The following is a 26,506-nucleotide window of genomic DNA, read 5'->3' on the forward strand; positions in this document are numbered from 1 at the left end:
GTTATTTTGTTATGTTGAAAACCACCCTAAAAGCAACTTGCCTGGCCGCCGTATTGGTTCTGGGCAACCCCGTTTACGCCCAAAATGCCGCCGTGGTCAATGGTCAGTCCATCCCCAGCGCTTTGGTTGATTTCATCATGGCCGAGCAGGAAAAGCGCGGCCAGGCAGCCTCACCGGAAATGCGCGCTACCATTCGTCAAGAACTGATTAATCAGGAAGTGATGAAGCAGGAAGCCGTTAAAAAAGGTTTGGGAAGCAGCCCTGAAGTGAAGTACCAGGTGCAAATGATGAATCAGGCCATTTTGGCCAATGCCCTGCGTGAAGACTTTTACAAAAACACCAAGCTGACCGACAAGGAAGTTGAGACAGCTTACGCAGAAATCGCCAAAATGATGGGTGGCAGCGAATTCCGAGCCAGCCACATTCTGGTTGAGCAGGAGGCTGAGGCCAAAGCCATTATCGATCAGTTGGGCAAAGGCGGAAAGTTTGCAGACATCGCAAAAGCCAAGTCTAAAGATCCTGGCTCAGCGCCTAATGGTGGTGACCTGGACTGGGCCAACCCCAACAGCTTTGTACCCGAATTTTCTCAAGCCATGGTAAGCCTGAAGAAAGGCGAATACACCAAGACTCCCGTGAAAAGCCAGTTTGGTTACCACGTTATTCTGTTGGCGGACACCCGCCAGGCCACACCACCCAAGCTTGAAGAAATTCGCCCACAACTTGAACAGAAAATGATCAATGACAAGTGGGAAGAATATCAAGGCAAGCTGTTGTCCGGGGCAAAAGTAAAATAAGCAATAAATCCAAAAAAAAGCCGCCAGTTAATTTGCTGGCGGCTTTTTTATTTTTACCGAATTCATTCGTGCATCAGCAGTTCAATCTGAAGTTATTCATGCATTGGTAATCCTGTCGATGGCCGCCTGATACATATAACTTTGACGCAGGCTTTCCCAATTCAGCGATTGCCCTGACAGCAAGCGACTCAATCGACGATTTCGCACTTCCATGTGTTCATGAACTTCAGGCACCGGGTTGTTGACCAAAGTGTCAATGTCGTCAAAGTTGTTGCAAGCAAGTACTGCATCGCAACCCGCCTGCAAAGCGGCGCTGGCTCGGGCACGAATATCCCCTACACCGTGTGCACCCACCATGTCCAGGTCGTCGCTGATCACTGCACCGTCAAAACTGAATTTCACCCTCAATACCTCTTGAATCCAGAAGCTGGAGAAACAAGCCGGCATTGGATCCACCTCGGAATACACCACATGTGCTGGCATGATGCTGGCCATATTCAAGGTCGAATTCAATTGGTACGGCAGCGCATCCACCTTCAAAATTTCATTCAATGAGCGATTGTCGTGAGGCAGAGCCAAGTGGCTGTCTAAGCTCACCCAACCATGCCCTGGAAAGTGTTTTCCGCAGGCTTGCATGCCTGCAAGGGCCATGCCATTCATCAAGGCCGAGGACAGGCGGGAGACCATTCGGGCGTCCTTGCCAAACGAGCGATCACCGATAATTTCACTATTGCCCCAATCCAGGTCCAGTACTGGCGCAAAACTCATGTCTATGCCACAGGCGCGCAATTCGGCAGCCATGACAAAGCCGGCCTCACGGGCCAAAAGCACTGCGTCGTCAAAATCAGTTTCGGCGCGTTGTCCAATTTGGCGCATCGAGGGAATTGCGGTAAAACCATCCCGAAAACGCTGCACGCGACCACCTTCATGATCCACAAAAACAGGCTTGTTCAAACCCCCATTTAAACGGATAGACTCCACCAAATCAATCAGTTGCGCCTTACTTTCAAAGTTTCGTGTGAAAAGAATAAGTCCGCCAACGGCCGGGTTTTGAATACGTGCAATGTCCTCCTTGGACAAAGTCAAACCCGTCAAACCAATGATGAATGGACCTAACATATTGAATGAATTCCTTAATGTAATTTATTGTTTTGAATACAAAATAACCGTTGACATCACGTAATTCTGTTCATCACTGATGGAAATTTTTGCCTGAGCCCTGCGGGACTGTAACCAATTCTCGAGGCGTTCGGAATAGACCAAAACGGGTGCCCCGGAATCGCTGTTCAACACCGACAAATCCTGAAACGAAAATTGGGCACCCACTCCTGTGCCCATGGCCTTTGAAAAGGCTTCCTTGGCGCAATAGCGTGTTGCAACAAACAGTGTGCCCCGAATGGCCGATTTGTCAGACCGGCGCTCGTATTCATCAATCTCGGCGGGTGTCAGCACGCGCTTGATAAAAACATCCCTGCCCTTGCGCAGCAAACCCTCGAGACGACTCACCTCGAGAATGTCACAACCCAAACCTAAGATGTCGTCTATCATTGGGCAATTAAACCTATATTTAGCCTATCGTGGCCGAATTGATTCCAACTTCGCTGAAATCATCAACTCTTTCATTTTCTTGATAGCGCCTTCCCAACCCATGAACACCGCATTGGCTACAATGCTGTGCCCAATATTCAACTCTGAAATGGTTTCAATCGCGGCCACAGGCTGCACATTGTCGTAGTTCAAGCCGTGCCCGGCGTTTACCCTCAACCCTTCGGCCACACCGAAATTGGCCGACTTCCGAATTCTGGACAGCTCGAGCTCAACCGCAGATCCCAGCGCGTGGGCATAACGCCCGGTGTGCAACTCAATCGCGTCTGCGCCGCATTTCAAAGCAGCCTCGATTTGATCCAAGTCTGGATCAATGAACAGCGAAATTCGCATTCCCTGGTCTTTTAAGCGTGCCACAGCAGGTGCGATCAGGTGAAAACCACCAATCACATCCAGGCCGCCTTCCGTGGTTACCTCTTCCCGGCGTTCCGGCACAAAACACACATCCTGAGGCTTTACGTCCTCCACCAGGCGAATCATTTCCTCAACCACCGCACATTCAAAGTTCATGCGTGTACTGATCAAAGGTCGAATTCGGCGCACATCGTCATCCTGCATGTGGCGCCTGTCCTCGCGAACATGCACGGTGATGGCGTCTGCCCCATACTCTTCCGCCAGCAAAGCGGCCCTCAATGGATCGGGCTCGTGCCCTCTGCGGGCCTGGCGGATCGTGGCCACGTGATCAATGTTTACACCGAGTTCAATCATGCTCTTAACAAATGCTCCATCCAGACTCTAGACATCAAACCATTCGGCGCAATGTGCGTCATCAACAGTTTGCGGGTAATTGGTTTCAAGGCACTTGCAGCAGACTTTGACCAAATGCCATTGTGAATTTCAGCAATCCACAAACCCTGGACTAGCTGTTCAACGCTGCTGTTCGTCGAATTGTTTACAGTTCCCCCGTCTGAGGGAGCCCAGCCTTCCTGCTCTTGCCACACGTAGTGACGATCGGGATCAATTGCAACACCGGCCCTGTCTTGTTGCCAATCAAAGCCGTAGCCCAGGGACTGAAGCAAACCCACCTCAAACTGACGAATACACACATTCATGTCATCGCCCCCAGCCAAACCCAGCAAGGTATTCTGATACAACTCAAACAGATCAGGGTGCGTGTCCTCACGGCTTAAACCGCGCATCAGCAGCTCATTCAGATAGTACGCTGCAAACAATGCTTTGCCATCTGGCGACATCAAACCGCCCAGCCACTCGGCTTGCATCAGGGTTTTTACTTCCGACTTGCCAGTAAAGCGCACTGAAAGCGGCTGAAAGCTGACCAACACTGCCCGCAAACCTGAATGCGGTCTTTTTGCACCCTTCGCTACCACTGGCAGGCGCCCGTGTTCCTTGCAAAACAGCTCAACAATCAAACTGGTTTCCTTGTACGGCACACTGTGCAGTACATAGGCAAAATCAGTGTTAGACCGAGTGTTATTCATACCCCAGGCTTTGAAGCAGGGTCGCGTTGTCAGCCCATCCGCTGCGCACCTTCACCCAAGTTTCAAGATGCACGCTGCCACCAAACAAACGCTCCATGTCCTGGCGTGCTTCCGAACCGATTCGTTTCAGTTTCTCGCCACCCTTGCCAATAATCATGGCCTTGTGGGAAGAGCGATCCACCAGGATCGAGGCATAAATAACCCTGCGACCTTCTTCAATCTCGAATTTATCGATCACCACTGTGCAGGTATAAGGCAACTCATCGCCCACCAAGCGAAACAGCTTCTCCCGAATACGCTCTGCGGCAAGAAATTTTTCAGGACGGTCCGTCAGGGTGTCTTCGTCGTAAAAGAAAGGTTGCTCGGGCAACAGGGCTGACACTGCTTCTTTTAGCGCATCCAGATTTTTAATGGCCTGCGCACTCAACGGCACAATTGCATCAAAATTACGTTGCCCACTTACCTTTTGAAGAAAAGGCAACATCTCGGCTTTCTTTTCCAGCAAATCCACCTTGTTCACCACCGCCACCAGCGGCACACCCTTCGGGCACAACTCCAGCACCTTCATGTCGGCCGGGGTCAACTTGCCTTGCTCTATCACCCACAAAATTACATTCACGTCAGCCAACGCAGTAAGCACGGCGCGGTTCATGGTTTTATTCAGGGCATTTGAATGCTTGGTTTGAAAGCCGGGTGTGTCCACAAAAATAAACTGGGTGGGCACGTCTTTGATGGTCTCGGTCATTACACCGAGCACCCGGTGACGCGTGGTTTGTGGCTTGCTGGAGGTGATCGACAAATGCTCGCCGATCATTCCATTCATAAGGGTAGACTTGCCCACATTGGGGCGCCCCACCACGGCAATCACGCCGCATTTTGATTCGGCCATGTTATTGCCTCCTGCTGGCTTGATTGGGATCAGAATACTCCCGTTCAAGCAATTCGATAAGCACCGCTTGCGCGGCGTGTTGCTCAGCCACCCGGCGAGAATGCCCCTGCCCAACCTTGGTAATTTCAAGGTCTTCAACCGCGCATTCCACACTGAATTCGGGACTGGCAGAGGTTCCACCCTCTACCAACACACGGTACATGGGCAGTTTCATGCGCTTGCCCTGCAGCAATTCCTGCAGGCGGGTTTTGGGGTCTTTGCCCATGGACTCGATTGGAGTTTCAAGCATCACAGGCTTGAGCAAACGCACCACGCAATCGCGGGCTGCCTCAAAGCCCGAATCCAAAAGGATGGCACCAAAAAGGGCCTCAAGTGCATCGGCAACAATGCTGTCCTTGATGGTTTTCGCACTGCGAAGCTCGCCCGCACCCAAAAACAAATATTGATCCAGCAACAGATTGCGACCCACCATGGCCAAGCAGTCTTGTTTGACAAGATGCGAGCGCACACGCGACATTTTGCCTTCATCCATGTCGGGATGCGTTTCAAACAACAAAATGGAAGCCGCACAGTTCAGTACACTGTCACCCAGAAATTCCAGACGCTCATTGTGATGGCTGCTGTAGCTGCGATGTGTCAAGGCAAGGTGAAGCAAGGCCTGGTCTTTGAACGAGTACCCCAATGCCGCTTCAAGACTTGAATACTTTGAACTATCCACTCAATACCTCCAGGCTGGCTTTAATGAAACAAGCCAATTCGGGAAAAGTCATTGAAGTTCATCCACACCAAAAATGCCTTGCCAACCACTTGCTCATCCGAAACGAAGCCCCAAATGCGGCTGTCGCTTGAGTTGTCCCGGTTGTCGCCCATCATGAAATAATGCCCCTGCGGTACCACACAGCGAAAGCCTGTGACATCGTATTTGCAGTTGTCCCGATTCTTGAACGACTGCGCACCAATCACGTAAGGCGGCGCGTCTTCATCATTCAATACCAGGTGTTTTTTACCGCCCAGGGTTTCCTGAAATTGCAGTGAATACGAAAAATTATTGGGGTCGTAGTACTTGTCCAGTTCCTTCACTGGTAGTACCTGACCATTAATCGACAGCTTCTTGTTTCGATATTCCACCACGTCACCACCCACGCCCACCACGCGCTTGATGTAATCCAGGGAGGGGTCAAGCGGGTAACGAAACACCATGACATCACCACGCTGAGGATCATTGATTGGAATGATTTTTTTGTCGACGATTGGCAAGCGAATACCGTAGGTGAATTTGTTCACCAGAATAAGGTCGCCAATCAGCAAAGTTGGAATCATCGATCCAGATGGAATTTTGAACGGCTCCACCACAAACGAGCGCAACACAAACACAAACAAAATGACCGGAAAGAAGCTCGCACTGTATTCCAGCCACAAGGGCTGCTTCATGTACTGCTGGCGAATTCGCCTTTCGGCATCACCATTCAGGTTGGCATTGCCCCCTGCACCAGCCAAGGCTTGCTCTGCTGCCATTTTTCGTTTTGGCTTGAACACAAACACATCAAGCACATAGAAAAAGCCGGTGAACAACACCAGCAAAAACAGGATCAGGGAAAAATTCATTGTTATTTGTCTTCCACTTGGAGAATGGCCAAAAACGCCTCTTGCGGAATTTCCACGTTACCGACCTGCTTCATGCGTTTCTTGCCTGCCTTCTGCTTTTCCAACAGCTTTTTCTTGCGTGAAATATCGCCGCCGTAACACTTGGCCAACACGTTTTTACGCAAGGCTTTCACAGTTTCACGGGCAATAATATTGGCGCCGATCGCCGCTTGAATTGCCACGTCAAACATTTGACGAGAAATGATTTCCCGCATTTTGCCTGCCACTGCACGGCCACGGTAAACCGCATTGCTTCGGTGAACCATGATCGACAAGGCATCCACTTTCTCACCGTTAATCAACATGTCCACTTTCACAATGTCTGCTGGCCTGTATTCCTTGAAGGAATAGTCCATGGACGCATAGCCTCGCGAAGTCGATTTCAGTTTGTCGAAAAAGTCGAGAACGATCTCGGCCATGGGCATCTCAAACGTAATACGCACCTGCCGCCCGTGGTAAACCATATTGGTTTGCGTACCACGCCGCCCCGTGCACAGCGTCATTACCGACCCCACATACTCCTGTGGCATCAACAAATTCACAATCACAATCGGTTCACGAATTTCATCAACCCGGCTCAGATCAGGCATTTTCGACGGATTGTCCACTCGAAGTATGGTGCCATCGCGCTGCTTGATTTCATACACCACCGTGGGGGCAGTCGTAATCAAGTCCATGTCAAATTCACGTTCCAGGCGCTCCTGCACAATGTCCATGTGCAACATGCCCAGGAATCCGCAACGGAAACCAAAGCCCAAAGCCTGAGACACTTCGGGCTCGTAATTCAGGGCAGCATCGTTCAAACGCAGTTTGTCCAAAGCCTCACGCAAGGCCTCGTATTGATTTGATTCCACAGGGAACAAACCAGCAAACACCTGCGACTGCACTTCCTTGAAACCAGGCAGGGGTTTGTCAGCTGGCTTGCCAGCCAAGGTGACTGTGTCGCCAACCTTCGCACTCTCAAGCAATTTGATACCTGCGTTGATGTACCCCACCTCGCCAGCAGACAGCGATTCACGCGCAACCGACTTGGGCGTAAACACACCCACGTCGTCTGCAATGTAGGTGTCGCCTGTGGCCATCAGCTTGATTTTGTCTTTGCGGTTGAGCACACCGTTGATCACGCGGACCAACATCACCACACCCACATAGTTGTCAAACCAACTGTCGATGATCAAGGCTTGCAAAGGTGCATCTCGACTGCCGCGAGCAGGTGGCACCTTGTTGACGATCAGCTCCAGCACATCGTCCACGCCCAGACCGGTTTTTGCGGAAATGGCAATGGCCTCCGAAGCATCAATGCCAATCACATCTTCAATTTCAGATTTGGCATTTTCAGGGTCGGCTTGTGGCAAATCAATTTTGTTCAACACGGGCAATACTTCAACACCCAGGTCCAAGGCTGTGTAGCAATTGGCCACAGTTTGGGCCTCGACGCCCTGCGAGGCATCAACAACCAGCAAAGCGCCCTCGCAGGCTGACAATGACCGGCTTACTTCGTAAGAAAAGTCAACGTGCCCCGGTGTGTCAATCAAATTGAGCAAATAGGTGTTGCCGTCTTTGGCTTTGTACGTGAGCGCTGCGGTCTGCGCTTTGATCGTGATGCCACGCTCTCGCTCAATGTCCATCGAATCAAGCACTTGAGAATCCATTTCCCGGTCGCTCAAGCCACCGCATTTCTGAATCAAGCGGTCGGCAAGCGTGGATTTCCCGTGATCAATGTGGGCGATGATCGAAAAATTGCGTATGTGCTGCATTTGCATCATTAAAAAGGGGGCTGCTCGGCCCCCTGAAAATTTCGGTAACGTGTCATTTTACCCGATCAGGCCTTGCTTTACAGCATATTTCGCGAGGCCTGCCGAGTTGTTCAGAACTAAAGGCTCAGGGTGTCAGCACCACGAAGAAAGAGTTCTCTCCACGGCGTACCAACATTGGGGCTGCCTGCCCCTTTGGAATCGCCTTCACCAAGTCGGCAAACTGCTTGGCCGAGGTGATGTCGGTTCGACCCACTCGCAAAATGACATCACCCGCGGTAATACCAGCCGATGCAGCCATACCCACCGCATTGCGCACCACCACACCACCAGTGAGGTTCAAGGCAGATTTCTCTTGCGCAGTTGGATCAGTCACAGTCAAACCAAGTTTATCGGCCTCAACAGGCTTTGGTTTTTCAGCGGGTGCCGCTGCTGGTTTTGCCGCTTCATTTTCAAACTCTGCCACGGTAATCGACACGGTTTTCTCGGCACCCTTGCGCCACAACACCATGTTCACTTTGCTTCCTGGCTTGGTTTCACCCACGATGCGCGGCAAGTCGGAGGCCTTCTCCACTTTCTTTCCATCAAATCGCAAAATAATATCGCCCGCAATCACACCGGCTTTGTCAGCCGGACTGTCTTTGCCGACCGAACCTACCAGCGCACCCACAGCGGAATCGAGTCCCAAAGCCTTGGCCACATCTTTATCCACTTCGCCGATGCCCACGCCAATGCGCCCCCGGCTTACTTTCCCGTTCTCGCGCAATTGCTTGGCCACACGCATGGCTTCGTCAATCGGAATGGCGAAGGAAATGCCCATGAAGCCGCCGGTGCGGCTGTAAATCTGGGAGTTGATCCCAATGACTTCTCCATCCAGATTCAACAAGGGACCACCGGAGTTACCAGGGTTAACGGCCACATCCGTTTGAATGAAGGGCAAATACTCGCCTGTATCGCGCCCTTTGGCACTCACAATCCCAGCGGTTACCGAGTTTTCAAGACCGAAAGGTGAGCCAATCGCAACAACCCATTGACCTACCTTGGTGTTGTTCACATTGCCGATTTTCAGAAATGGCAGGCTTTTGCCTTCAATTTTGACCAAAGCAACGTCGGTGCGCTGGTCCGAACCAATGACCTTGCCCTTGAATTCACGCTTGTCAGGGAAAGTCACAATGATTGATTCAGCACCATCCACGACATGATGATTGGTCAAAAGATAGCCATCGGAATCAATGACGAAGCCCGATCCAACACCACTCGGCACTTCACGTTCTGGGGCCTGCTGACCACCACGAGGCGCCTGTCCGGGCTGACCCGGCTGTCCTGGCATGGGTGTGCCGGGCGGCATGAATCTGCGGAAAAACTCGAAGAACGGATCGTTGGGATCCATACCCGGAAAACCGGGGAAGCCCTGCGGATTCTGGCTTACTTTTTGAGTGGTGCGAATGTTGACTACTGCTGGGCCAACACGGTCCACCAAATCGGAAAAGTCAGGCAAGCCGCGCGAATTGGTCTGTGCATGGGCTGGCATCGCGCCAGCAAAAAACAGGGTAGCCAGCAAAAAAAAGGCCATCCATACAAAATTTCGGGAATTCAACACTTCAGATCTCATTTAAAAATTTCCTTGTTATTGAGACTTCCAACGAACGGACTTAAGAAACAGTCCCAAGGTTTTCTCGGGAACTTCGCCCAGTACTGTCACCAGGTGTTGCCCCTGAGTTTCAGACTTCGACATCACTGCGCCGTGGCTCATGGGCACTTGCGGCATGGAGTGATTGGCCTGAACTTTCTGAATAAACACAGACAAAGTCGACAAACCATCCGAATACACTGTTTGGTGAATTTGATCGTCTTTGGACTTTACCCTGCAAACCGTGTCAGCCTTCTTGAACCCAAACGCAAGGTCTGGCAAATCGTAACTTAATTCATCGGATGTCAGTGTACGCACTTCGGTACTATTGGTTCGCCAACCCGGCCCCGCTTTGACTAAAGAGGGATTTTCAATCATTGCCGGTTCAAATGATATTTCCTTGAAACCCACGTTTTCTAGAACTTCACCCTGCGGAGAATACAATTCTGAACGCATTAAAAGCTTTTTTTCGCGATCCACATACAAACGGTATTCGTAACGCAGATCGTCTTTGGGGGTCAACTTCAGCACCCGGACTGCACGGCCAGCCACTCGGCGCCCTGGCATTTCGCTGATTGTGTACAGTTTTTCAAGCGAATTGGAGCCGTCAGCACCCGCAAGCACTCGTGGAAAGGCGATCGAAGTGTGGCGTCGCTCGGTCAGAATCATTTTCCGATCGGGGATAACACATTGAATTTGATCGTTGTGTCGAATCCATTTTGCAGGCTGCCCATCCAAACGCTCAAGAACCTCGAACTCACTGCCCGCTGTTGCTTGATGCAGCAACTTACTGGTTTGGGAATGTTTGCCAGACTCGGTGATCAACAACCCGGAATAACTCAAGAACTTGGCTTGATCATGGCTGGCCCACACCAAACTCCAAAGGCTTTGGTCTGCCTGAGCGGTCAAAGCCACCGAAGCCAACAAAACGCCGGTTGCAAAATGTTTGGCAAAGTGAAACGGGCGGTACATCTTCATGGTTTCAATGTCATTTAGCGGCTGGATGAAACGTAGTTGAACTCAACACTGGGATCCGTGCTGTATGGGGAAGGTTCCCACACATTCATCCATTCGCCAGCGCCAGAATTGTTCACGATGATGGTTTCCGTATTGTCCAGCATCGGGCGATCAGCTTCCACCCGGGCGATCGGGGACACACCAGACAACCCGCCTCGAATGCTGTTTTGCTGATGGGCCATGAAATACTCTTGCCAAAGTGCCAGCTCTTGATCCGTAAATGTGTTTTCGACTGCTTGCGTTCGAACCATTTGAACCTGGCTGTCCAAGGGCGGAACTGCTTGGTTCAATGCAAAGCTGAAAAACCCCACCGCAGCCACCGAGGCCAACAAACGGCGCGAGCGCCCTGCCGCAAACACGCGTTGCAACGCAGTTTGACGACCAATTTGGGTCGCTAGCACCGGCGCGACCACTGTTGGTTCACTTTCAAGACTTGCCGCAATGCGCCCTACCAAATCCGGAGAGTGAAATGCAATCATCTCGCTGGAACGAATCAAGTCGCCCACCGCGCAATAGCCTTGCCAGGTCTGGGCTTCTTCAGCCCCCATGGCCTCAAGAAGGAATTTAAGCTCAACCTCATCAAGCTCGCCATCCAACATCGCGGAAATTTGTTCGTTTCTGTTCATTTCTACACTCACCGGTTTACCAACGCTTGCTGCCTTTGGGTTCCAACAAAGGTTTGATTTTTGCTGCAATAGATTCTCTGGCGCGGAAGATTCGCGATCGAACCGTGCCAATTGGGCAATCCATTGCTGCAGCAATCTCTTCGTAACTCAGGCCATCAATCTCGCGCATGACAATTGCCGACCGCAACTCTTCAGGCAACGCCGCCATGGCCTCATTGACCGCTTCACCGATCTGCTTGGTTTGGTAGAGCGATTCCGGCGTATCAATGTTACTAAGAGCAGCATTGTCTTCAAAAGTTTCACTGTCCCCGTCATTTGATTCTTTCAGGGTAGAAGGACGACGCCCTTGGGTCACCAACAAATTCTTGGCTGTATTGATGGCAATACGGTATATCCAAGTGTAAAACGCACTGTCACCCCGAAAATTACCGATTGCCCTGTAGGCCTTGATGAAGGTTTCCTGCACCACGTCCTCAATGTCTTCCTGATTGCGAACCATGCGCGTGAGCAAGCGGGCAACTCGCCTGTGGTATTTGTTGACCAACAAGTTGAACGCGAGTTTGTCACCAGCCTGAACACGCTGAACGATCAACAGATCATCGTCTTTATCGGAGGACATTCATCCTCCAAAAATAGCTGGAAAGTGAGGGCTTATCCCCATTTTCATGTGACTGCAGCCGACACACCAAAATACGCAACTGCCGAAAAGCCGAGGAGGAAGCAGGCACGAACAAAACCCTGGATTTCAGCAGCACCGATTGTTGTGGAAACAGGAAAATACCGAACGGCAAAACCCAAGCCCGATAAAAGGAAACCAGGCCATACTCCAAGCCATTTGATGTTGCGCGAAGTAGAAAAAACCGGGGATCAAATTTTATGTGCATGCTTGAATCGCATTCGGAGGTGAAATTGAACACAAGCTTTTCAGATTTGCGCGAGGCAGATACAACTCGGGCAGCGAATGTAAATTCATTCAACATGCTGCCCGACCGTGTGTTTGACAAGGAGCGCCCCGTTACACCCGTGCAATGGCCAAAGTACCGTTGGTACCGCCAAAGCCAAAGGAGTTAGACAAGGCCAGTTTGATGTTCATCTCACGGGCCGTGTTCGCGCAGTAATCGAGGTCACAACCCTCACCCGCTTCAATCAAATTGATGGTGGGTGGAGAAACCTGGTGGTGAACCGCCAACGCCGTAAATACTGCTTCAATACCGCCCGCAGCACCCAACAGATGACCTGTCATGCTTTTGGTTGAATTGATCACAGTTTTGTAGGCGTGATCGCCCAGTGCTCGCTTGACTGCCATGGTTTCTGCCACATCACCCAAGGGCGTCGACGTGCCGTGCGCATTCACGTAATTCACATCATCGGGATTCATGCCAGCATTGCGCAAAGCGGCTTTCATGCAACGCGCTGCACCGTCTCCATCTGCGCAAGGAGCAGTCATATGGCTAGCGTCGGCACTCATGCCATAACCCACCACCTCGCCATAAATTTTTGCACCACGCTTTTTGGCATGCTCAAATTCCTCAAGCACGAGCACACCGGCGCCTTCGCCTAAAACAAACCCATCACGGTCCTTGTCCCAAGGGCGACTTGCGGCTGTGGGGTCATCATTGCGGGTAGACAAAGCGCGCATTGCAGCAAAGCCACCAATGCCCAGTGGTGACACAGTTGATTCAGCACCGCCGGCAATCATGACATCCGCGTCACCGTATTCGATAATGCGCGCAGCCTCGCCGATTGAATGCGTACCTGTTGTGCAAGCGGTCACCATGGCAATATTCGGGCCTTTCAGGCCATACATAATGGACATGTGACCAGAAATCATGTTGATAATGCTGCCAGGCACGAAGAACGGGGAAATACGGCGATACCCTTTGTTGATCAAATCGGTGTGTGTGTCTTCAATCATCGGTAAACCACCAATGCCTGAGCCAATGCTCACACCAATTCGTTCAGAATTTTGTTCGGTCACTTCAAGACCTGAATCTTTGAATGCTTGAATACCTGCAGCCAACCCATAATGGATAAACGTATCCATCCGGGCGGCTTCTTTGCCAGGAATGTATTCAGCCACGTCGAAGCCCTTCACTTCACCAGCAATTTTTGCGGTCAGAGCCTCGGTTTCGAACCGGGTAATGGTCGAAATGCCAGATTTGCCTTGGGTCAGGCTTGTCCAAGCCTCGCTAACAGAATTACCCACAGGGCTAATGATGCCCAAACCGGTAATAACAACTCGTCTACGGCTCACAAGCCCTCCCTTTATCCAATGTTTGCTTGAACAGGCAGGGGCCGAGGAAAGCTAGGCTTCCTCTGCACCCCTTCAAATTCAGCCATTAAGACTTAGAGTTTGTCTTAACGTAATCAATCGCTTGTTGAACTGTGGTGATCTTTTCAGCTTCTTCGTCAGGAATTTCTGTTTCAAATTCTTCTTCCAAAGCCATGACCAGTTCCACTGTGTCCAAGGAATCAGCGCCCAGATCATCTACGAAAGAAGATTCGTTCTTGATTTCCTCTTCTTTTACGCCGAGTTGCTCGGCCACAATCTTTTTAACGCGCTGTTCGATGTTTTCCATTACGGAGCCTCCGTGGGTTTTTAATAAAATCGAGTGAGAATAACAAAGCGATATGACAGATCATATTCTAAATGCCTTGTTATTAGCCCATCCACATTCCACCATTCACGTGTAATGTGGTTCCAGTTACATACCCCGCCTGGTCGCTGGCCAGGTACAACACTGCCGCAGCAATATCGCCTACCTGCCCCATACGGCCCAACGGGATTTGTTGCTTCAACTGATCCACCTGTGTTTCATTCAGTGCATCAGTCATGTCAGTTTGGATAAATCCGGGCGCCACACAGTTTACCGTGATATTGCGGCTTCCCAGTTCACGCGCAAGCGCTTTTGTCATTCCGGCCACGCCAGCTTTGGCCGCAGCATAATTGGCCTGCCCAGCATTGCCACTGGTACCTACCACGGATGTGATGTTGATCATGCGACCAGTACGCGCCTTCATCATGGGTTTCATGGCCAGCTTGGATAACTTGAACACCGCTGTCAGGTTGGTGGCGATCACGGCATCCCAATCTTCGTCTTTCATACGCATGGACAACTGGTCACGGGTAATACCGGCGTTATTGACCAAAATTGTCATTGGCCCTAATTCTTCAGCAATTCTTGAAAACAAAGGCTCAAGACCTTCCGTGTCGGTCACATTAAGCACCGCTCCGAAGCCTTTGATGCCAGCCGCTTTCAAACCTTCCGAGATATCGGCTGCGCCAGCTTCCGATGTGGCCGTGCCAACTACAGCGGCGCCTGCTCTGCCCAAAGTGACAGCAATTTCCCGGCCTATACCGCGACTTGCGCCTGTCACCAAGGCCACTTTTCCGGTCAAATCAAACATGGTCATTCGGCTAATCCTTTTATTCGGCGACAAGCGCCGCTTGAATGCTGTCCGGATCAAAAATATTGACCACGGGCACATCGCTGATTCGTTTCACCAATCCTGCCAAAACCTTCCCAGGGCCACACTCCACGAACAACGTTGTGCCCGCAGCAGTCATGGCTTGAATGGTTTCAACCCAACGAACAGGGCCATAGGCCTGGCGCACCAGCGCGTCGCGAATTCTTGCGGGATCGGATTCTACAGCGACATCAATGTTGTTGTACACAGGCACTGCCGGAGAATTGAAATTTGTGCTGGCCAAAGCAGTCGCCAATTTAACCGAGGCGGGCTTCATTAAGCTGGAATGGAAAGGCGCGGACACAGGCAACTCAAGGGCGCGCTTGGCACCCAGTGCCTTGGCGGCTTCGCAAGCCGCTTTTACGCCTTGTGCACTGCCTGCGATGACCACTTGGCTGGGCGCATTGAAATTCACCGCCTCAGCCACTTCTCCATTCACACAGGCCTGCTGACAGGCTTGTGTGACTTGCTCATCGGTCAAACCCAAAATGGCGGCCATGCCGCCTTGCCCGACAGGAACTGCCTCTTGCATGGCCTGCGCGCGAATTCGAACGAGCCCCAGGCCCTCGGAAAAACTGAACACGCCAGCAGCCACCAAAGCAGCATATTCACCCAAAGAGTGACCTGCCACCAAGTCGGGCGCACTACCACCCGCGGCTAGCCAAGCGCGCAACACAAGCACGTCGGCCATCAACATGGCTGGCTGTGTATTGGTGGTCAAGTTGAGCGACTCGGCAGGCCCTTGCTCGATTAACGCAGCAAGATTTTGCCCCAAAGCCTGCTCTGCCTCGAGCGCTGCCGTGGTGTAAAGGCTCGCTGTGGCATTGTTGGTTTTGAAGGCGTTCAGCATGCCTACCGATTGCGAACCCTGCCCTGGAAACAGGAAGGCGATTTTCTTTGTCATTTTCGAGGAATTCATCTAATTTGCAATTTGCGCTATTTTACATGCGAACAAGCACGCTGCCCCATGTAAAACCGCCCCCGACACCCTGTAACAGCACGTTATCGCCTTTTTTAATCTGTTTTTGCTCAATTGCATGGTTCAAAGCCAAGGGAACCGAGGCGGCAGACGTGTTTCCATGCATACCGACAGTGATGACAACCCTTTCTTCAGGAAGCTTCAGTTTTTTCGCAACTGAATGCAAAATTCGAACATTGGCTTGGTGTGGCACCAGAAAATCGAGGTCTTCGAGCTTGAAATCAAGGCTTTCAAACAGTTCAAGCGCATTGCTGCCCAACACGGATACAGCCTGACGAAACACGGCTTGGCCATCCATGCGTAAAAAGGGATCACCAATAATTTTCCCGCCTTCAATGCGGCCAGTCGCGTTCAAAATACAGCCAAGGGTGCCGTCGGAGTGCAACTTACAGCCTAATATTCCCGGCTCGGAACTGGCTTGAATGAATACCGCACCAGCACCATCGCCAAACAACACGCAGGTCGTGCGGTCATTCCAGTCCATCAGGCGGCTAAACACCTCAGAACCAATGACCAGCGCGTTAGCGACCTGACCGGAACGGATCATGGAATCAGCAACAGTCAACGCATACACGAAGCCACTGCACACGGCCTGAATATCGAAAGCCATGGCTTTTTTGGCGCCAATTTCAGCTTGAACTGCGCAGGCAGTGGATGGAAAAACCTGATCAGGGGTTGAGGTAGCCAACACAATCAAGTCCACTTGATCGGGCAGAACGCCTGCGGCCTTCAGAGCCTGCAACGCGGCCCTGCTGGCCATTTGACAATTGGTTTCATCGGCTTCGCAAAGGTATCTTTGCTTGATTCCGGTGCGCGTTTCAATCCATTCTGCACTGGTTTCCACGCCTTTTTTAGCAAGAAACTCAGTCAGCTCCTGGTTTGAAACCGCACGCCTTGGCAGGCTTGCGCCGGTGCCAAGGATTGCACTGTATTGAGACATTAAATCACTTGGTCTGGTTTTGCCTCGACTGGTGCAGCTGCTACCTCTTGAGTGCTATTCGACGCCGGAGCGGCCAATGGCACATAGTGCGACATGGTGAGTCTGATGCTGTCCAGCAAATTGCCGTTGGCTGCATCGTAAGCTCGCTTGATCGCATAGAAGAAGGCATAGGCATCTGCCGAGCCGTGGCTTTTGATCACAATCCCTTTCAGCCCAAGCAATGCAGCTCCGTTGTAGCGGCGGTGGTCCACCCTTTTTTTGAATCGAAGCAACACTGGCGCTGCAAAAACAGCAGCAACTTTGGGCCACAGGCCTCTCTTGAACTCTGTCTTTATTATATCGCCCAGCATTTGTGCCAGACCCTCAGACGTTTTCAGGGCCACATTGCCCACAAAACCGTCACACACCACTACGTCGGTGGTGCCTTTGTAAATATCGTTGCCTTCTACGTTGCCGTAGAAGTTCAATTCGCTGGCGCGCAACAATTCCGAGGCCTTTTTGACCACATCATTGCCCTTGATCACTTCCTCACCAATATTCAGCAAACCCACTGTGGGCTTTTCAATTCCCTCAGTACCTTTCACGAAGGCCGATCCCATGACAGCGAACTGAAACAAATGGGCCGGTTCGCAATCCACGTTGGCTCCAAGGTCGAGCATCAGCGTGCCTTTGCCTTTCATATTGGGCAAGGCCGAGGCAATTGCTGGCCGATCAATGCTATCCAAGGTCTTGAGCACAAAACGGGAAATGGCCATCAGCGCGCCAGTGTTACCTGCACTGACGAATGCGGACGCCAACCCGTCTTTTACCAGGTTGGCACACACTCGGATGGATGAGTCTTTCTTGTTGCGCAAGGCTTGTGCTGGCGGTTCATCCATTTCAACCACCTCACTGGCGTGACGAATGGTGATTTGGGGATGCTCCAAAGCCTTTTTCTTGGCCAAGGCCGCCTCTATTTCAGCCTGCTTTCCGACGAGCACTAGCTGAACATCGGGGTGCTGCTTGAGAAAGCGCAAACAGGCCGGGATGGTGACCGACAAACCGTGGTCTCCACCCATGCAATCAATCGCTATGCGAACCATCCGTTCTTAGACCTTTTGGTTTTCATGGCAACATGACTGCAGTTGCCTTGTTGATTTGTAAATAATTACTCGTCAGCTTTGGTTTTTACTACTTTCTTGCCACGGTACATGCCATTGGGGCTGATGTGGTGGCGCAGGTGGGTTTCACCAGAAGAGGAATCAGCGGACAAAGTTGGCGCTGTCAGGTTCTGGTGTGAGCGGTGCATGCCACGCTTCGAAGGTGATTTTTTGTTCTGTTGAACGGCCATTTTAAAGCTCCATGTATAAAAGTGTTACTTCTTGCTTCTCTTGAGCAAATCGCTCAGGTTGGCAAAAGGACGCTGTACTTCCTGTGTTGGGCCATCAGCAGTGTCATCCTGATGGTCGTCAGTATCTTCAATATCGGCGCCCTCTTCTCGCCAGCTTCGCCCGGCTTCTTCAGCGCAGGCATCATGCTTGGGGAACATGGGGCATGCCAACAAAATTTCATCTTCCAGCCAATCTCGCAAGTTTATCGCACCCGGGCACGCAACAACGTCTGTGTCTTCGTCGAGAGTGTCTTCATCATAGCTGTCGGCCTGCGCTTCAGAAGTCATCAAAATCAAATGACGATCAAAGTCGATGGCGTGCTGCACACCTGAACCACACACTACACAAGAAAGCTCTGCGGTAAACCGGCCTTTGAACCGGATAACACTTTCAGACTTGGCGTTGATTCGCCCGGACACTTCCCAATTCTCGATTTGACTGGACAAAATATTCTCGTCGCTCGCCAGCCTCGGGAAGTCAAACTTCACATTTTCACTGCGGATGCTTTCACCCAATCGAGAAAACGACCATGCGTCGAATTCATCAAACTGTTTTAATGGGCTTTTTTGGCGCATGCCGATAAGAAAAGCAGGAAACGCGCGATAATACTCTGCTTAACGTAATCTGTCAAAGCCAGCGCGCTATTCAAATGACCCGTTCACTGTATCTAGCCTCCAGTTCCAAGTATCGCCGTGAGTTGTTGACTCGCTTGCAAATCAACTTCAGGTGCGAATCTCCCCAAATTGACGAATCACCTGAACCAGATGAAGCCCCGCTGGATACCTGCAAGCGCCTGGCCCGGGAAAAAGCCATGGCTGTGGCAACAGAACACCCAGCCGCGATTGTAATTGGTTCGGATCAAGTGGCCGACGTGGAGGGCGTGGCCATTAGCAAGCCGGGCAACCATGACAGGGCTCGTGCACAATTGCGCAGCATGAGCGGAAAAACAATTGTGTTTCACACGGCGGTTTGCATTTGTTGCCATGAAACTTCGCAAACGGTGGAATTTACTGTGCCCACTTCAGTTGAGTTTCGAGAGTTGAACGCCGCGGAAATTGAACGCTATTTAATTGCAGAAGAGCCTTACGACTGCGCAGGCTCGGCGAAAAGTGAGGGGCTGGGCATTTCGCTGCTCAAGAGGATTGAATCGAGCGACCCAACTGCTCTGATAGGACTACCTCTGATCGAAGTGGCAAACGCACTTCGACAATTCGAACTCATCTTGCCCTGACATGCTTTATTTGATTCCAAGCCCACTCAGCCAGAAAACCCCAAAACAGCCTGTGCTGGAGGCCGACCTGCCCCTGGTACGGCAATGCAACACCTGGCTGGTGGAGAACGCAAAACCTGCCAGGGCTGCACTGGGGCAATTCAACATGCCAGTGGCCATTCGGGATCTTCAAATACTTGAAATTGCGCAACTGACCCCACAGCAACGCCAGAATATTGTTCAGCGCTGCAAGGCGGGAGAACCCATCGCAGTGATGAGTGACGCTGGCTGCCCCGGCGTGGCCGACCCCGGTGCAGAAATTGTGGCATTGGCACATCGGCTGCAATGCCCTGTTCACCCTTTGGTTGGACCAAGCTCTATTTTATTGGCCTTGATGGGCAGTGGCTTGAATGGTCAGAATTTCCGCTTTTACGGTTACCCCCCCTTAGATCCTGCGCAGCGCGATACGTGGATCAAGCAAACTGAGCGGGAGTCTAAGGTTCAGCAATGCACCCAAATCGTGATCGAAACGCCTTTCAGGAACGAAAAACTGATTGAAGCACTTTTAAAACAGCTTTCAGACTCTACATTGCTGTGCATTGGCTGGGACCTGACAGGCGACGAGCAGCAAATTCACACCAAAACTGTGGCGCAATGGAAAAAAAGTGTGCCAACTCCAGGCAAGTTACCTTGCCTGTTTTTGTGGCTATCGGCCTGATCTACCGAGCAATCGTATTATTGAAAACCGAGGGTTTGGCGAGCACCGAACTCCGGAAACACACTGCGAACACCCTGCCCGAACACCACACCGACACGCTCGGCGAAACGCTCCGCAAATGAATCCTGCTCGGTGTAGTCCAAAATATCTTCAGCCTTCAACACGTCACGTGCAACAGTGTCAATTGAACCCAGCTCGTCGGCCAAGCCCAACTCGACACTCTTGGCGCCGGTCCAGACCAAACCACTGAACAATTCGGGGTTTTGGACCAGTTTTTCACCTCGCCCTTGTTTCACGACCTGAATAAACTGCTGATGAATTTCCGCCGCCATTTGCTTGGCAAATTCAGTTTGGTAGGGGTCTGCTTCACTGAAGGGATCGAGAAAGCCCTTGTTTTCACCCGCGGTGATCAAGCGGCGTTCGACGCCCAGTTTCTCCATAGTGCCTGTGAAGCCGAAACCATTCATGACCACGCCGATAGAACCTACCAAACTGGCCTTGTCGACATAAATTTTATCTGCAGCCGCCGCGACATAATACCCACCAGATGCGCACACCTCTTCTACCACTGCATAGAAAGGCTTTTGAGGATACTTTGCGCGAAGGCGCTTGATCTCATCATTGATCAAACCTGCCTGAACAGGACTACCGCCAGGGCTATTGATGCGTAGAATGACACCGACGGAGCCTTCGCTCTCAAATGCTGTTCGAAGGCTGGAGTTAATTCTGTCCGCACTCGCGAGGCTATCGCTGGCAATGACCCCATCAAGATCGACTAAAGCGGTGTGCCGACTGACTTCAAGGCTAGGGGTGGTGGTGAGTCCCAACACAGAGGCAATCAAAATGCCCACATACACCAAACCAATCAACTTGAAAAAAATACCCCAACGACGCTTTCGGCGCTGCTCAACCAGTGCTTCAGACGCCAGTTTTTCAAGAAGCTTGCGTTCCCATTGATTGTTTTCGTCACTCATCTTTAGTCCTCAATACCATCGGAAGGCACTGTAATTAGTTCGGTAGGGGTCCAGTACACTGCACCGTCTTTTTCTTCGATATTCAATCGCACCAACGGGTTACCGTCGCACGGACCGCCCAAACAGCTGCCATCTGTGGCGTCGTAACTGGCACCGTGCGTGGCACAAATTACGATACGCCCGGAATCGTCGAGAAATTCGCCGTAGTTCCAGTCAAGCTCAACGGGCACATGGGAACAACGATTCAAAAAGCACCTGACTTCGTTATCAACCCGCACAACAAATGCGGTGGTCTCCTCACTGTTGTACAGCACCCTGAAGCGGTAGCCCGTGCCACCCTCTTTAAGATCACCGGATTGGCATACCTGAATTTGCTGCATAGTCATGAATGGGCTGAAATAGTTTGAATTAGCCACGGGGCCAATTCATTGATTGAACGAAAAGACTGCAAATGGGGCACTTGGTTCAAGAGTTTGGGCGGATGCGCACCGGTTTGAACAGAAAGTGCATGCACACCAGCCGCATTGGCCATGTTCAAGTCATGTGTGGTGTCACCAATCATCACGACATGCGCAGCATCAATGTCAAACTCTTCCATCAACTCCAGAATCATTTGGGGATGCGGCTTGCTGTGGCATTCATCGGCACAACGCGAACCCATAAAATAACGGGCGGTGTCGGAATTCGCCATGGCACGGTTCAGGCCTTGCCGGCTTTTGCCAGTGGCCACTGTGCAAATAATACCCATCGCATTCAATTGCTTCAAAAGGGGTATTGCGCCACTGAACAGCTCCAATTCGTGATCTTTACTGAGGTAATGCTTGCGGTAACTTTCAACCAACAAGGCAATTTGAGCCTCGCTGGCTCCGGGGGCTGCGTGGCGCAAGGCATCGCTCAAGCCCAACCCAATAACATAGGAGGCAATTTCTTCACCCGGGTCGGGCAGCCCGGCATCAAGGCATGCATGCTGAATGGCACGTGTAATTGCGCCGGTTGAGTCGAGTATGGTGCCATCCCAGTCAAACACCACCATTTTGTAGGTCATCTGCTTTGTACTGCCTGTAACGATTTTAAAAAACTGTCCAATTCGGGGGCCAAAGGCGCCTCCAACACTATAGTTTCATTTGTAGCTGGATGAACCAGTTGCAGGCGTGCTGCGTGCAAAAACATGCGTTTCAAGCCCTGCCTGGCAAGCTGCTTGTTCATTTCAAAATTGCCATAGCGATCATCGCCAGCAATTGGAAATTTGTTGGCACTGGTGTGCACTCTAATTTGGTGAGTTCGACCTGTCAGAATTTGAGCTTGAATTAAAGTAAAGGTTGAATAAGATGACTTATAACGCTGAATTATTTGAAATTTTGTACAAGCTTTATCGCCGGCTTCATCAACAAAAACCCTTGCTTCTTTCTCGCCAGCCTGTGTTTTCAACAACGGAAGATCAACTTGCCTAAGTGTTTCTGGCCAAGAACCCAACACCAAAGTTTTATAGTACTTTTTCCAGGACCTGGCCCTAAGTTGCTCTTGTAACTTTCTGAGAGCACTACGCTTTTTGGAAATAATCAAAATTCCGGAGGTTTCACGGTCGATGCGGTGAACAAGCTCCAAATCTTGATAGGTTTCAGCCCTAAGTGCTCGAATACATTCAATTAACCCAAAGCTTGAGCCCGACCCACCATGAACTGCCATGCCAGACGGCTTGTTGACCACCAGCAAATGCTCGTCTTCAAACAACACGGGTATTTCAGCGGCGGCTTTTAAAAGTTGAGTTTTATTCACCACATTACTTGATGACATAGATTCAAGTGTTTGTTTTTCAACAACTTGAATAGGGGGAATACGTACGACATCACCAAGGCATAGCTTGGTTTTTGCTTCGGCACGCTTTTTATTGATTCGAACCTCCCCCGACCGGATAATTCGAAACACATGGCTTTTGGGCACACCTTTACACACGCTGCACAAAAAGTTGTCCAATCGCTGGTCTTGATGTTTTTCGTCAATTTCGAGCAAAACAGCCCTGTCGGGATTGGGTTTTTCCTGTGTTTTCAATTCTTTGTTTTACCAATTGGGCAGGTTCAGCATATAATCGAATTATCGCTTGGGAAGCGTCCGAAAACACTTCTGGATACGCCCCACCGTGATTTTATTTAGTGGGTGTGCCGCCTACCCTGGATGGTGGCAATGATGGCTGAAAAAGAGGCGCGCGGCTGAATGCCCGCCTTAAGCTGGAAACAAAGAATTTTACGCACCAGCGCGCACAAGAAGCGCTGGGTACTAACAAAAACGACGCAGGCCCACCTTACGCAGGTGAAATTTGAACCAATATTTATTATTAAATATCAATGCCTTAGTATAATCGCCGCTCTTGGTTAAAGCCGAGCGGCGCTTTGTTGTATTCGTTTTTGCATCTCTTTGTTCCTTCCGCTTTTTCAGCATCTCTTTTCGCACTGCGGTGCCATTGGAGTGTGCATGAAGCGCATGTTATTTAACGCAACTCATTCAGAAGAGTTGCGGGTCGCAATTGTCGACGGCCAGAAACTTATCGACATTGACATTGAAACAGCGGGCCGTGAACAACGGAAAAGCAATATTTACAAGGGTGTTATTACCCGCGTAGAACCCAGTCTTGAAGCTTGTTTCGTCAACTACGGCGAAGACCGACACGGTTTTTTGCCATTCAAGGAAATTTCCCGACAATATTTCAAAGAAGGCGTTGAAGCGGGTAAGGCCCGCATTCAAGACGTCGTCAAAGAAGGCCAAGAACTGTTTGTTCAGGTCGAAAAAGAAGAACGTGGTAACAAGGGCGCTGCCCTGACCACATTCATTTCGCTGGCTGGCCGTTATTTGGTGCTGATGCCTAATAACCCGCGTGGTGGTGGCGTTTCACGCCGCATTGAAGGCGAAGAACGCCAGGAATTGCGCGAAGCACTCGACAAGCTTGAGTACCCCAAGGGAATGAGCATTATTGCCCGTACAGCGGGCATTGGGCGTTCGGTTGAGGAACTGCAATGGGACCTGAACTATCTGTTGCAACTGTGGACGGCAATTGATGGCGCTGGCAAATCTGCCAATGGTGCGTTCCTGATTTACCAGGAAAGCAGCCTTGTCATTCGCGCCATTCGCGATTACTTCAGCCCGGATATCGGTGAAGTACTGATTGATACCGATGAAATTTACGACCAAGCCAAGCAATTCATGCAGCATGTGATGCCTGACATGATGAATTTGGTGAAGCGCTACCGCGACGACATTCCCTTGTTCAGCCGTTTCCAGATTGAACACCAGATTGAAACCGCGTACAGCCGCATGGTTCCCCTGCCCTCAGGCGGCGCCATTGTGATTGACCACACTGAAGCTTTGGTGTCGATCGACGTGAACTCGGCCCGCTCCACACGCGGAACCGACATTGAAGACACGGCTTTGCGTACCAACCTAGAAGCTGCAGAAGAAGTGGCCCGCCAGTTGCGCTTGCGCGACCTGGGCGGCCTGATCGTGATCGATTTCATCGACATGGAAAAAGCCAGCAACCAGAAAGAGGTCGAAAACCGGGTTAAAGACAGCCTGCATTTTGACCGTGCGCGCGTACAGATGGGCAAGATCAGCCGTTTCGGCCTGATGGAACTAAGCCGTCAACGCATCCGCCCTGCCCTGAATGAAGGTTCGCACACCACTTGCCCTCGCTGCAACGGCACGGGCGTGATTCGCGATACCGAAAGCACCGCCTTGCATGTGCTTCGTATTCTGCAAGAAGAAGCCATGAAGGAAGGTACAGCCAGCGTGCATGTGCAGGTTCCGGTCGATGTGGCTACATTTCTGCTGAACGAAAAACGCTCAGAAATTTACAAACTGGAAGCGCGCTTGAAGGTGAATGTGCTGTTGATTCCAAATAAACATTTGGAAACACCCCACTATGAAATTACTCGCCTGCGCCATGACGACGAACGTCTGGAAGACCCGCGTCAAAGTTTTGAGTTGGCTACATCCAAAGATGAGCAAAGCTACTACGACAAGAAAACCGAAGGCGAAGCTGTAAAACGTCAGGAAGCGGTGATCAAGGGTGTAATTCCAACCCAGCCCGCACCGCCCCACCAGGAACGCAAACCTAAAACCGATGTGGTTGTGGCAGCAGCCGCACCCGCTGGTCCTTCACTGATCCAACGAATCATTTCCTGGTTCAAGCGCGACACCACAGTTGAAGTGCCTGCGGTGGTAATTGACCAGAAATCCAGCGACCGTGGCGGACGTGGCCAAGGTCGCCCGCAGGGTGATCGAAACGATCAGCGCAATGGCCGTGGCGGACGCAATCGCCGTCGTGGCGGGCGTGGCCGGGAAGACGAGTCTACAGGGACAGCCGCTGGCGACGAGGTAAAAGCTGCAGACGCTCTACAGCCACGTGCTGCTCAACAGAACCGTGGTGGCCGAGGCAAACCTCGTGAAGAACGGGCAGCCGGCGCTGAGGTGCTTGAAGTGAAACCATTGGCAGCTGTCGAAGCTGCCGCTGGCGATGCAGCAGACACCGCAGAGCAGAATGAACGTGGCGGACGCCGTCGCCGTCGTCGCGGCCGAGGTGGTCGTGGCGCTGGAGAAGGTGAAGCCGGTGCGGCGCTTGAGCAGTCTGCAATGCAGTCGGAAGACGCATTCCAGACCGCAGATGCTGCGGAAGACGAAGAGCTTGCCAACAAGATCGCCGAAACGATGTCCTATGGGTCTGATGAAGAAACGGGTGGCGATGAGCCACGTCGCCGTCGTCGTCGCCGTGGTCGGGGTGGCAATCGTGAAGGTGCGCGTGAAAACGCCGGATCGGAATTGAACGCTTCAGAGTCTTCAGAGGAAACCCCGGAGCACACCATTGCGGCAACCGGTCTGAATGTTTCTGACATGGGACTGCCAGCCGAGCCAACACAAATGGGCTCGACTGAAAACAACCCAGATGAATCCAATGTGCGCGCGCCTGAAATTCAGGCTGTGCAATCGGTGATTGCTGCGGTGGCCCAACCCAAAGAGACTGAAGTTACGACTGAAGCGACAAGTGAAGTTGCAGACACAGCTGTGCCGTCAACTGAGTCGACAACCGAGCAAGCTGCAGTAGCGAGCGCAGTTGACGCGTTTGTAGACCAAACTCCTGCAGAACCAACACCGTTTGCGCCGGTAGCGGTTGAAACAGTTGTTGAATCCAAGGTTCAGGAAGCGCCGGTTGCCGCGACTTTCGCAGCTCCGGTACCCAAGCTGAACAAGGAAGGCCTTGAGCAAATGCTGAGCAGTGCTGGCATGCTGTGGGTTGAAACTGACCATGAAAAATGGTCTGTGGTTCAAGCCAACCTAGCGTCCACACCAAAACCCGCACGTGTTCCGCGCGAGCGCAAGCCGGTTGTTCAAATTGCAAGCGAGAACCTGGTACTGGTTGAAACCAAGCCAGAATTCAGGTCAGGTTCGAACTAAAGCAATATCG

Annotated in this window: 27 protein-coding genes and 1 pseudogene; 4 read left to right on the top strand and 24 right to left on the bottom strand. The window is 51.4% G+C overall.

Annotated features, from left to right (window positions below; all coding sequences use genetic code 11):
- Nucleotides 1-11: 11 nt before the first annotated feature.
- Nucleotides 12-794: a peptidylprolyl isomerase gene (locus PY990_RS10450; RefSeq protein ID WP_105029046.1), complete on the top strand. Its 783-nt coding sequence runs from the start codon at nucleotides 12-14 to the stop codon at nucleotides 792-794.
- Between the two features lie 96 nt (nucleotides 795-890).
- Here the strand turns inward: PY990_RS10450 and nagZ are convergent, their stop codons facing one another.
- The 20 genes and pseudogenes from nagZ to PY990_RS10550 form a co-directional block, all read right to left on the bottom strand.
- Nucleotides 891-1,913, bottom strand: coding sequence for a beta-N-acetylhexosaminidase (gene nagZ, locus PY990_RS10455; RefSeq protein WP_275271547.1), 1,023 nt, complete (start codon nucleotides 1,911-1,913; stop codon nucleotides 891-893).
- A 24-nt stretch (nucleotides 1,914-1,937) separates the two neighbouring features.
- Nucleotides 1,938-2,342: a holo-ACP synthase gene (gene acpS / locus PY990_RS10460; RefSeq protein ID WP_275271548.1), complete on the bottom strand. Its 405-nt coding sequence runs from the start codon at nucleotides 2,340-2,342 to the stop codon at nucleotides 1,938-1,940.
- Nucleotides 2,343-2,366: 24 nt separating this feature from the next.
- The gene (locus PY990_RS10465; RefSeq protein WP_171098974.1) at nucleotides 2,367-3,107 is read right to left on the bottom strand and encodes a pyridoxine 5'-phosphate synthase; all 741 of its coding nucleotides are present in this window, start codon (nucleotides 3,105-3,107) and stop codon (nucleotides 2,367-2,369) included.
- The gene (gene recO / locus PY990_RS10470; RefSeq protein ID WP_275271549.1) at nucleotides 3,104-3,838 is read right to left on the bottom strand and encodes a DNA repair protein RecO; all 735 of its coding nucleotides are present in this window, start codon (nucleotides 3,836-3,838) and stop codon (nucleotides 3,104-3,106) included. The genes PY990_RS10465 and recO overlap by 4 nt, the downstream gene beginning before the upstream one ends.
- Nucleotides 3,831-4,727 (bottom strand): GTPase Era, encoded by an 897-nt coding sequence (era, locus tag PY990_RS10475; protein WP_275271550.1) that lies wholly within the window; start codon nucleotides 4,725-4,727, stop codon nucleotides 3,831-3,833. Before era ends, recO begins: the two co-directional genes overlap by 8 nt.
- A 1-nt stretch (nucleotide 4,728) precedes the next feature.
- Complete coding sequence (gene rnc / locus PY990_RS10480; protein WP_105029041.1) at nucleotides 4,729-5,445, bottom strand: ribonuclease III; 717 nt, start codon at nucleotides 5,443-5,445, stop codon at nucleotides 4,729-4,731.
- A 20-nt stretch (nucleotides 5,446-5,465) separates the two neighbouring features.
- Complete coding sequence (gene lepB / locus PY990_RS10485) at nucleotides 5,466-6,332, bottom strand: signal peptidase I (protein ID WP_105029040.1); 867 nt, start codon at nucleotides 6,330-6,332, stop codon at nucleotides 5,466-5,468.
- A gap of 2 nt (nucleotides 6,333-6,334) precedes the next feature.
- Entirely contained in the window at nucleotides 6,335-8,128 is a 1,794-nt protein-coding gene (gene lepA, locus PY990_RS10490) for a translation elongation factor 4 (protein WP_275271687.1), read from the bottom strand.
- Nucleotides 8,129-8,252: 124 nt separating this feature from the next.
- Nucleotides 8,253-9,737, bottom strand: a complete 1,485-nt coding sequence (locus tag PY990_RS10495) for a DegQ family serine endoprotease (protein ID WP_275271551.1) — start codon at nucleotides 9,735-9,737, stop codon at nucleotides 8,253-8,255.
- 15 nt (nucleotides 9,738-9,752) lie between these two features.
- Complete coding sequence (locus tag PY990_RS10500; protein ID WP_275271552.1) at nucleotides 9,753-10,733, bottom strand: MucB/RseB C-terminal domain-containing protein; 981 nt, start codon at nucleotides 10,731-10,733, stop codon at nucleotides 9,753-9,755.
- 14 nt (nucleotides 10,734-10,747) lie between these two features.
- Nucleotides 10,748-11,398 carry a sigma-E factor negative regulatory protein gene (locus PY990_RS10505; RefSeq protein WP_146106686.1) on the bottom strand — a complete coding sequence of 217 codons (651 nt, stop codon included), beginning with the start codon at nucleotides 11,396-11,398 and terminating at the stop codon, nucleotides 10,748-10,750.
- Between the two features lie 16 nt (nucleotides 11,399-11,414).
- Entirely contained in the window at nucleotides 11,415-12,017 is a 603-nt protein-coding gene (gene rpoE / locus PY990_RS10510) for an RNA polymerase sigma factor RpoE (RefSeq protein ID WP_008249133.1), read from the bottom strand.
- Nucleotides 12,018-12,413: 396 nt separating this feature from the next.
- Nucleotides 12,414-13,652 carry a beta-ketoacyl-ACP synthase II gene (gene fabF / locus PY990_RS10515; RefSeq protein ID WP_105029035.1) on the bottom strand — a complete coding sequence of 413 codons (1,239 nt, stop codon included), beginning with the start codon at nucleotides 13,650-13,652 and terminating at the stop codon, nucleotides 12,414-12,416.
- Nucleotides 13,653-13,737: 85 nt separating this feature from the next.
- The gene (acpP, locus tag PY990_RS10520; RefSeq protein WP_008249131.1) at nucleotides 13,738-13,977 is read right to left on the bottom strand and encodes an acyl carrier protein; all 240 of its coding nucleotides are present in this window, start codon (nucleotides 13,975-13,977) and stop codon (nucleotides 13,738-13,740) included.
- An 82-nt stretch (nucleotides 13,978-14,059) separates the two neighbouring features.
- A complete protein-coding gene (gene fabG / locus PY990_RS10525) occupies nucleotides 14,060-14,812 on the bottom strand; it encodes a 3-oxoacyl-ACP reductase FabG (RefSeq protein WP_275271553.1) in 753 nt (250 codons plus the stop codon).
- 13 nt (nucleotides 14,813-14,825) lie between these two features.
- Nucleotides 14,826-15,770, bottom strand: a complete 945-nt coding sequence (fabD, locus tag PY990_RS10530) for an ACP S-malonyltransferase (protein ID WP_275271554.1) — start codon at nucleotides 15,768-15,770, stop codon at nucleotides 14,826-14,828.
- 37 nt (nucleotides 15,771-15,807) lie between these two features.
- A complete protein-coding gene (locus tag PY990_RS10535) occupies nucleotides 15,808-16,785 on the bottom strand; it encodes a beta-ketoacyl-ACP synthase III (RefSeq protein ID WP_275271555.1) in 978 nt (325 codons plus the stop codon).
- 89 nt (nucleotides 16,786-16,874) lie between these two features.
- Nucleotides 16,875-17,867: pseudogene (gene plsX, locus PY990_RS10540) on the bottom strand (phosphate acyltransferase PlsX); the annotation flags it as partial.
- Between the two features lie 65 nt (nucleotides 17,868-17,932).
- A complete protein-coding gene (gene rpmF, locus PY990_RS10545) occupies nucleotides 17,933-18,115 on the bottom strand; it encodes a 50S ribosomal protein L32 (RefSeq protein WP_008249122.1) in 183 nt (60 codons plus the stop codon).
- A 24-nt stretch (nucleotides 18,116-18,139) separates the two neighbouring features.
- On the bottom strand, nucleotides 18,140-18,730 hold the full coding sequence (locus PY990_RS10550; protein ID WP_275271557.1) for a YceD family protein: 591 nt from the start codon (nucleotides 18,728-18,730) through the stop codon (nucleotides 18,140-18,142).
- Between the two features lie 74 nt (nucleotides 18,731-18,804).
- Here PY990_RS10550 and PY990_RS10555 point away from each other — a divergent pair, with 74 nt between their 5' ends.
- Together PY990_RS10555 and PY990_RS10560 are read left to right on the top strand one after the other, a co-directional pair.
- Nucleotides 18,805-19,386 (top strand): Maf family protein, encoded by a 582-nt coding sequence (locus PY990_RS10555; protein ID WP_275271558.1) that lies wholly within the window; start codon nucleotides 18,805-18,807, stop codon nucleotides 19,384-19,386.
- A gap of 1 nt (nucleotide 19,387) precedes the next feature.
- Nucleotides 19,388-20,083 (top strand): SAM-dependent methyltransferase, encoded by a 696-nt coding sequence (locus PY990_RS10560; protein WP_275271559.1) that lies wholly within the window; start codon nucleotides 19,388-19,390, stop codon nucleotides 20,081-20,083.
- Between the two features lie 17 nt (nucleotides 20,084-20,100).
- On the opposite strand, the gene PY990_RS10565 is transcribed toward PY990_RS10560, so the two are convergent.
- Genes PY990_RS10565 through PY990_RS10580 form a run of 4 tightly spaced genes read right to left on the bottom strand, consistent with a single transcriptional unit; the run spans nucleotide 20,101 to nucleotide 23,106 of the window.
- Complete coding sequence (locus PY990_RS10565) at nucleotides 20,101-21,057, bottom strand: S49 family peptidase (RefSeq protein WP_275271560.1); 957 nt, start codon at nucleotides 21,055-21,057, stop codon at nucleotides 20,101-20,103.
- A 2-nt stretch (nucleotides 21,058-21,059) separates the two neighbouring features.
- On the bottom strand, nucleotides 21,060-21,443 hold the full coding sequence (locus tag PY990_RS10570; protein WP_275271561.1) for a Rieske (2Fe-2S) protein: 384 nt from the start codon (nucleotides 21,441-21,443) through the stop codon (nucleotides 21,060-21,062).
- Complete coding sequence (locus tag PY990_RS10575; RefSeq protein WP_275271562.1) at nucleotides 21,440-22,102, bottom strand: HAD-IIIA family hydrolase; 663 nt, start codon at nucleotides 22,100-22,102, stop codon at nucleotides 21,440-21,442. The genes PY990_RS10570 and PY990_RS10575 overlap by 4 nt, the downstream gene beginning before the upstream one ends.
- A complete protein-coding gene (locus tag PY990_RS10580; RefSeq protein ID WP_275271563.1) occupies nucleotides 22,099-23,106 on the bottom strand; it encodes an RluA family pseudouridine synthase in 1,008 nt (335 codons plus the stop codon). Before PY990_RS10580 ends, PY990_RS10575 begins: the two co-directional genes overlap by 4 nt.
- Nucleotides 23,107-23,526: 420 nt before the next feature.
- Here PY990_RS10580 and PY990_RS10585 point away from each other — a divergent pair, with 420 nt between their 5' ends.
- Nucleotides 23,527-26,496: an Rne/Rng family ribonuclease gene (locus PY990_RS10585; RefSeq protein ID WP_275271564.1), complete on the top strand. Its 2,970-nt coding sequence runs from the start codon at nucleotides 23,527-23,529 to the stop codon at nucleotides 26,494-26,496.
- The last annotated feature ends 10 nt before the right edge of the window (nucleotides 26,497-26,506 follow it).

This window comes from Limnobacter olei, from assembly GCF_029087225.1.
GTDB classification, from domain to species: domain Bacteria; phylum Pseudomonadota; class Gammaproteobacteria; order Burkholderiales; family Burkholderiaceae_B; genus Limnobacter; species Limnobacter olei.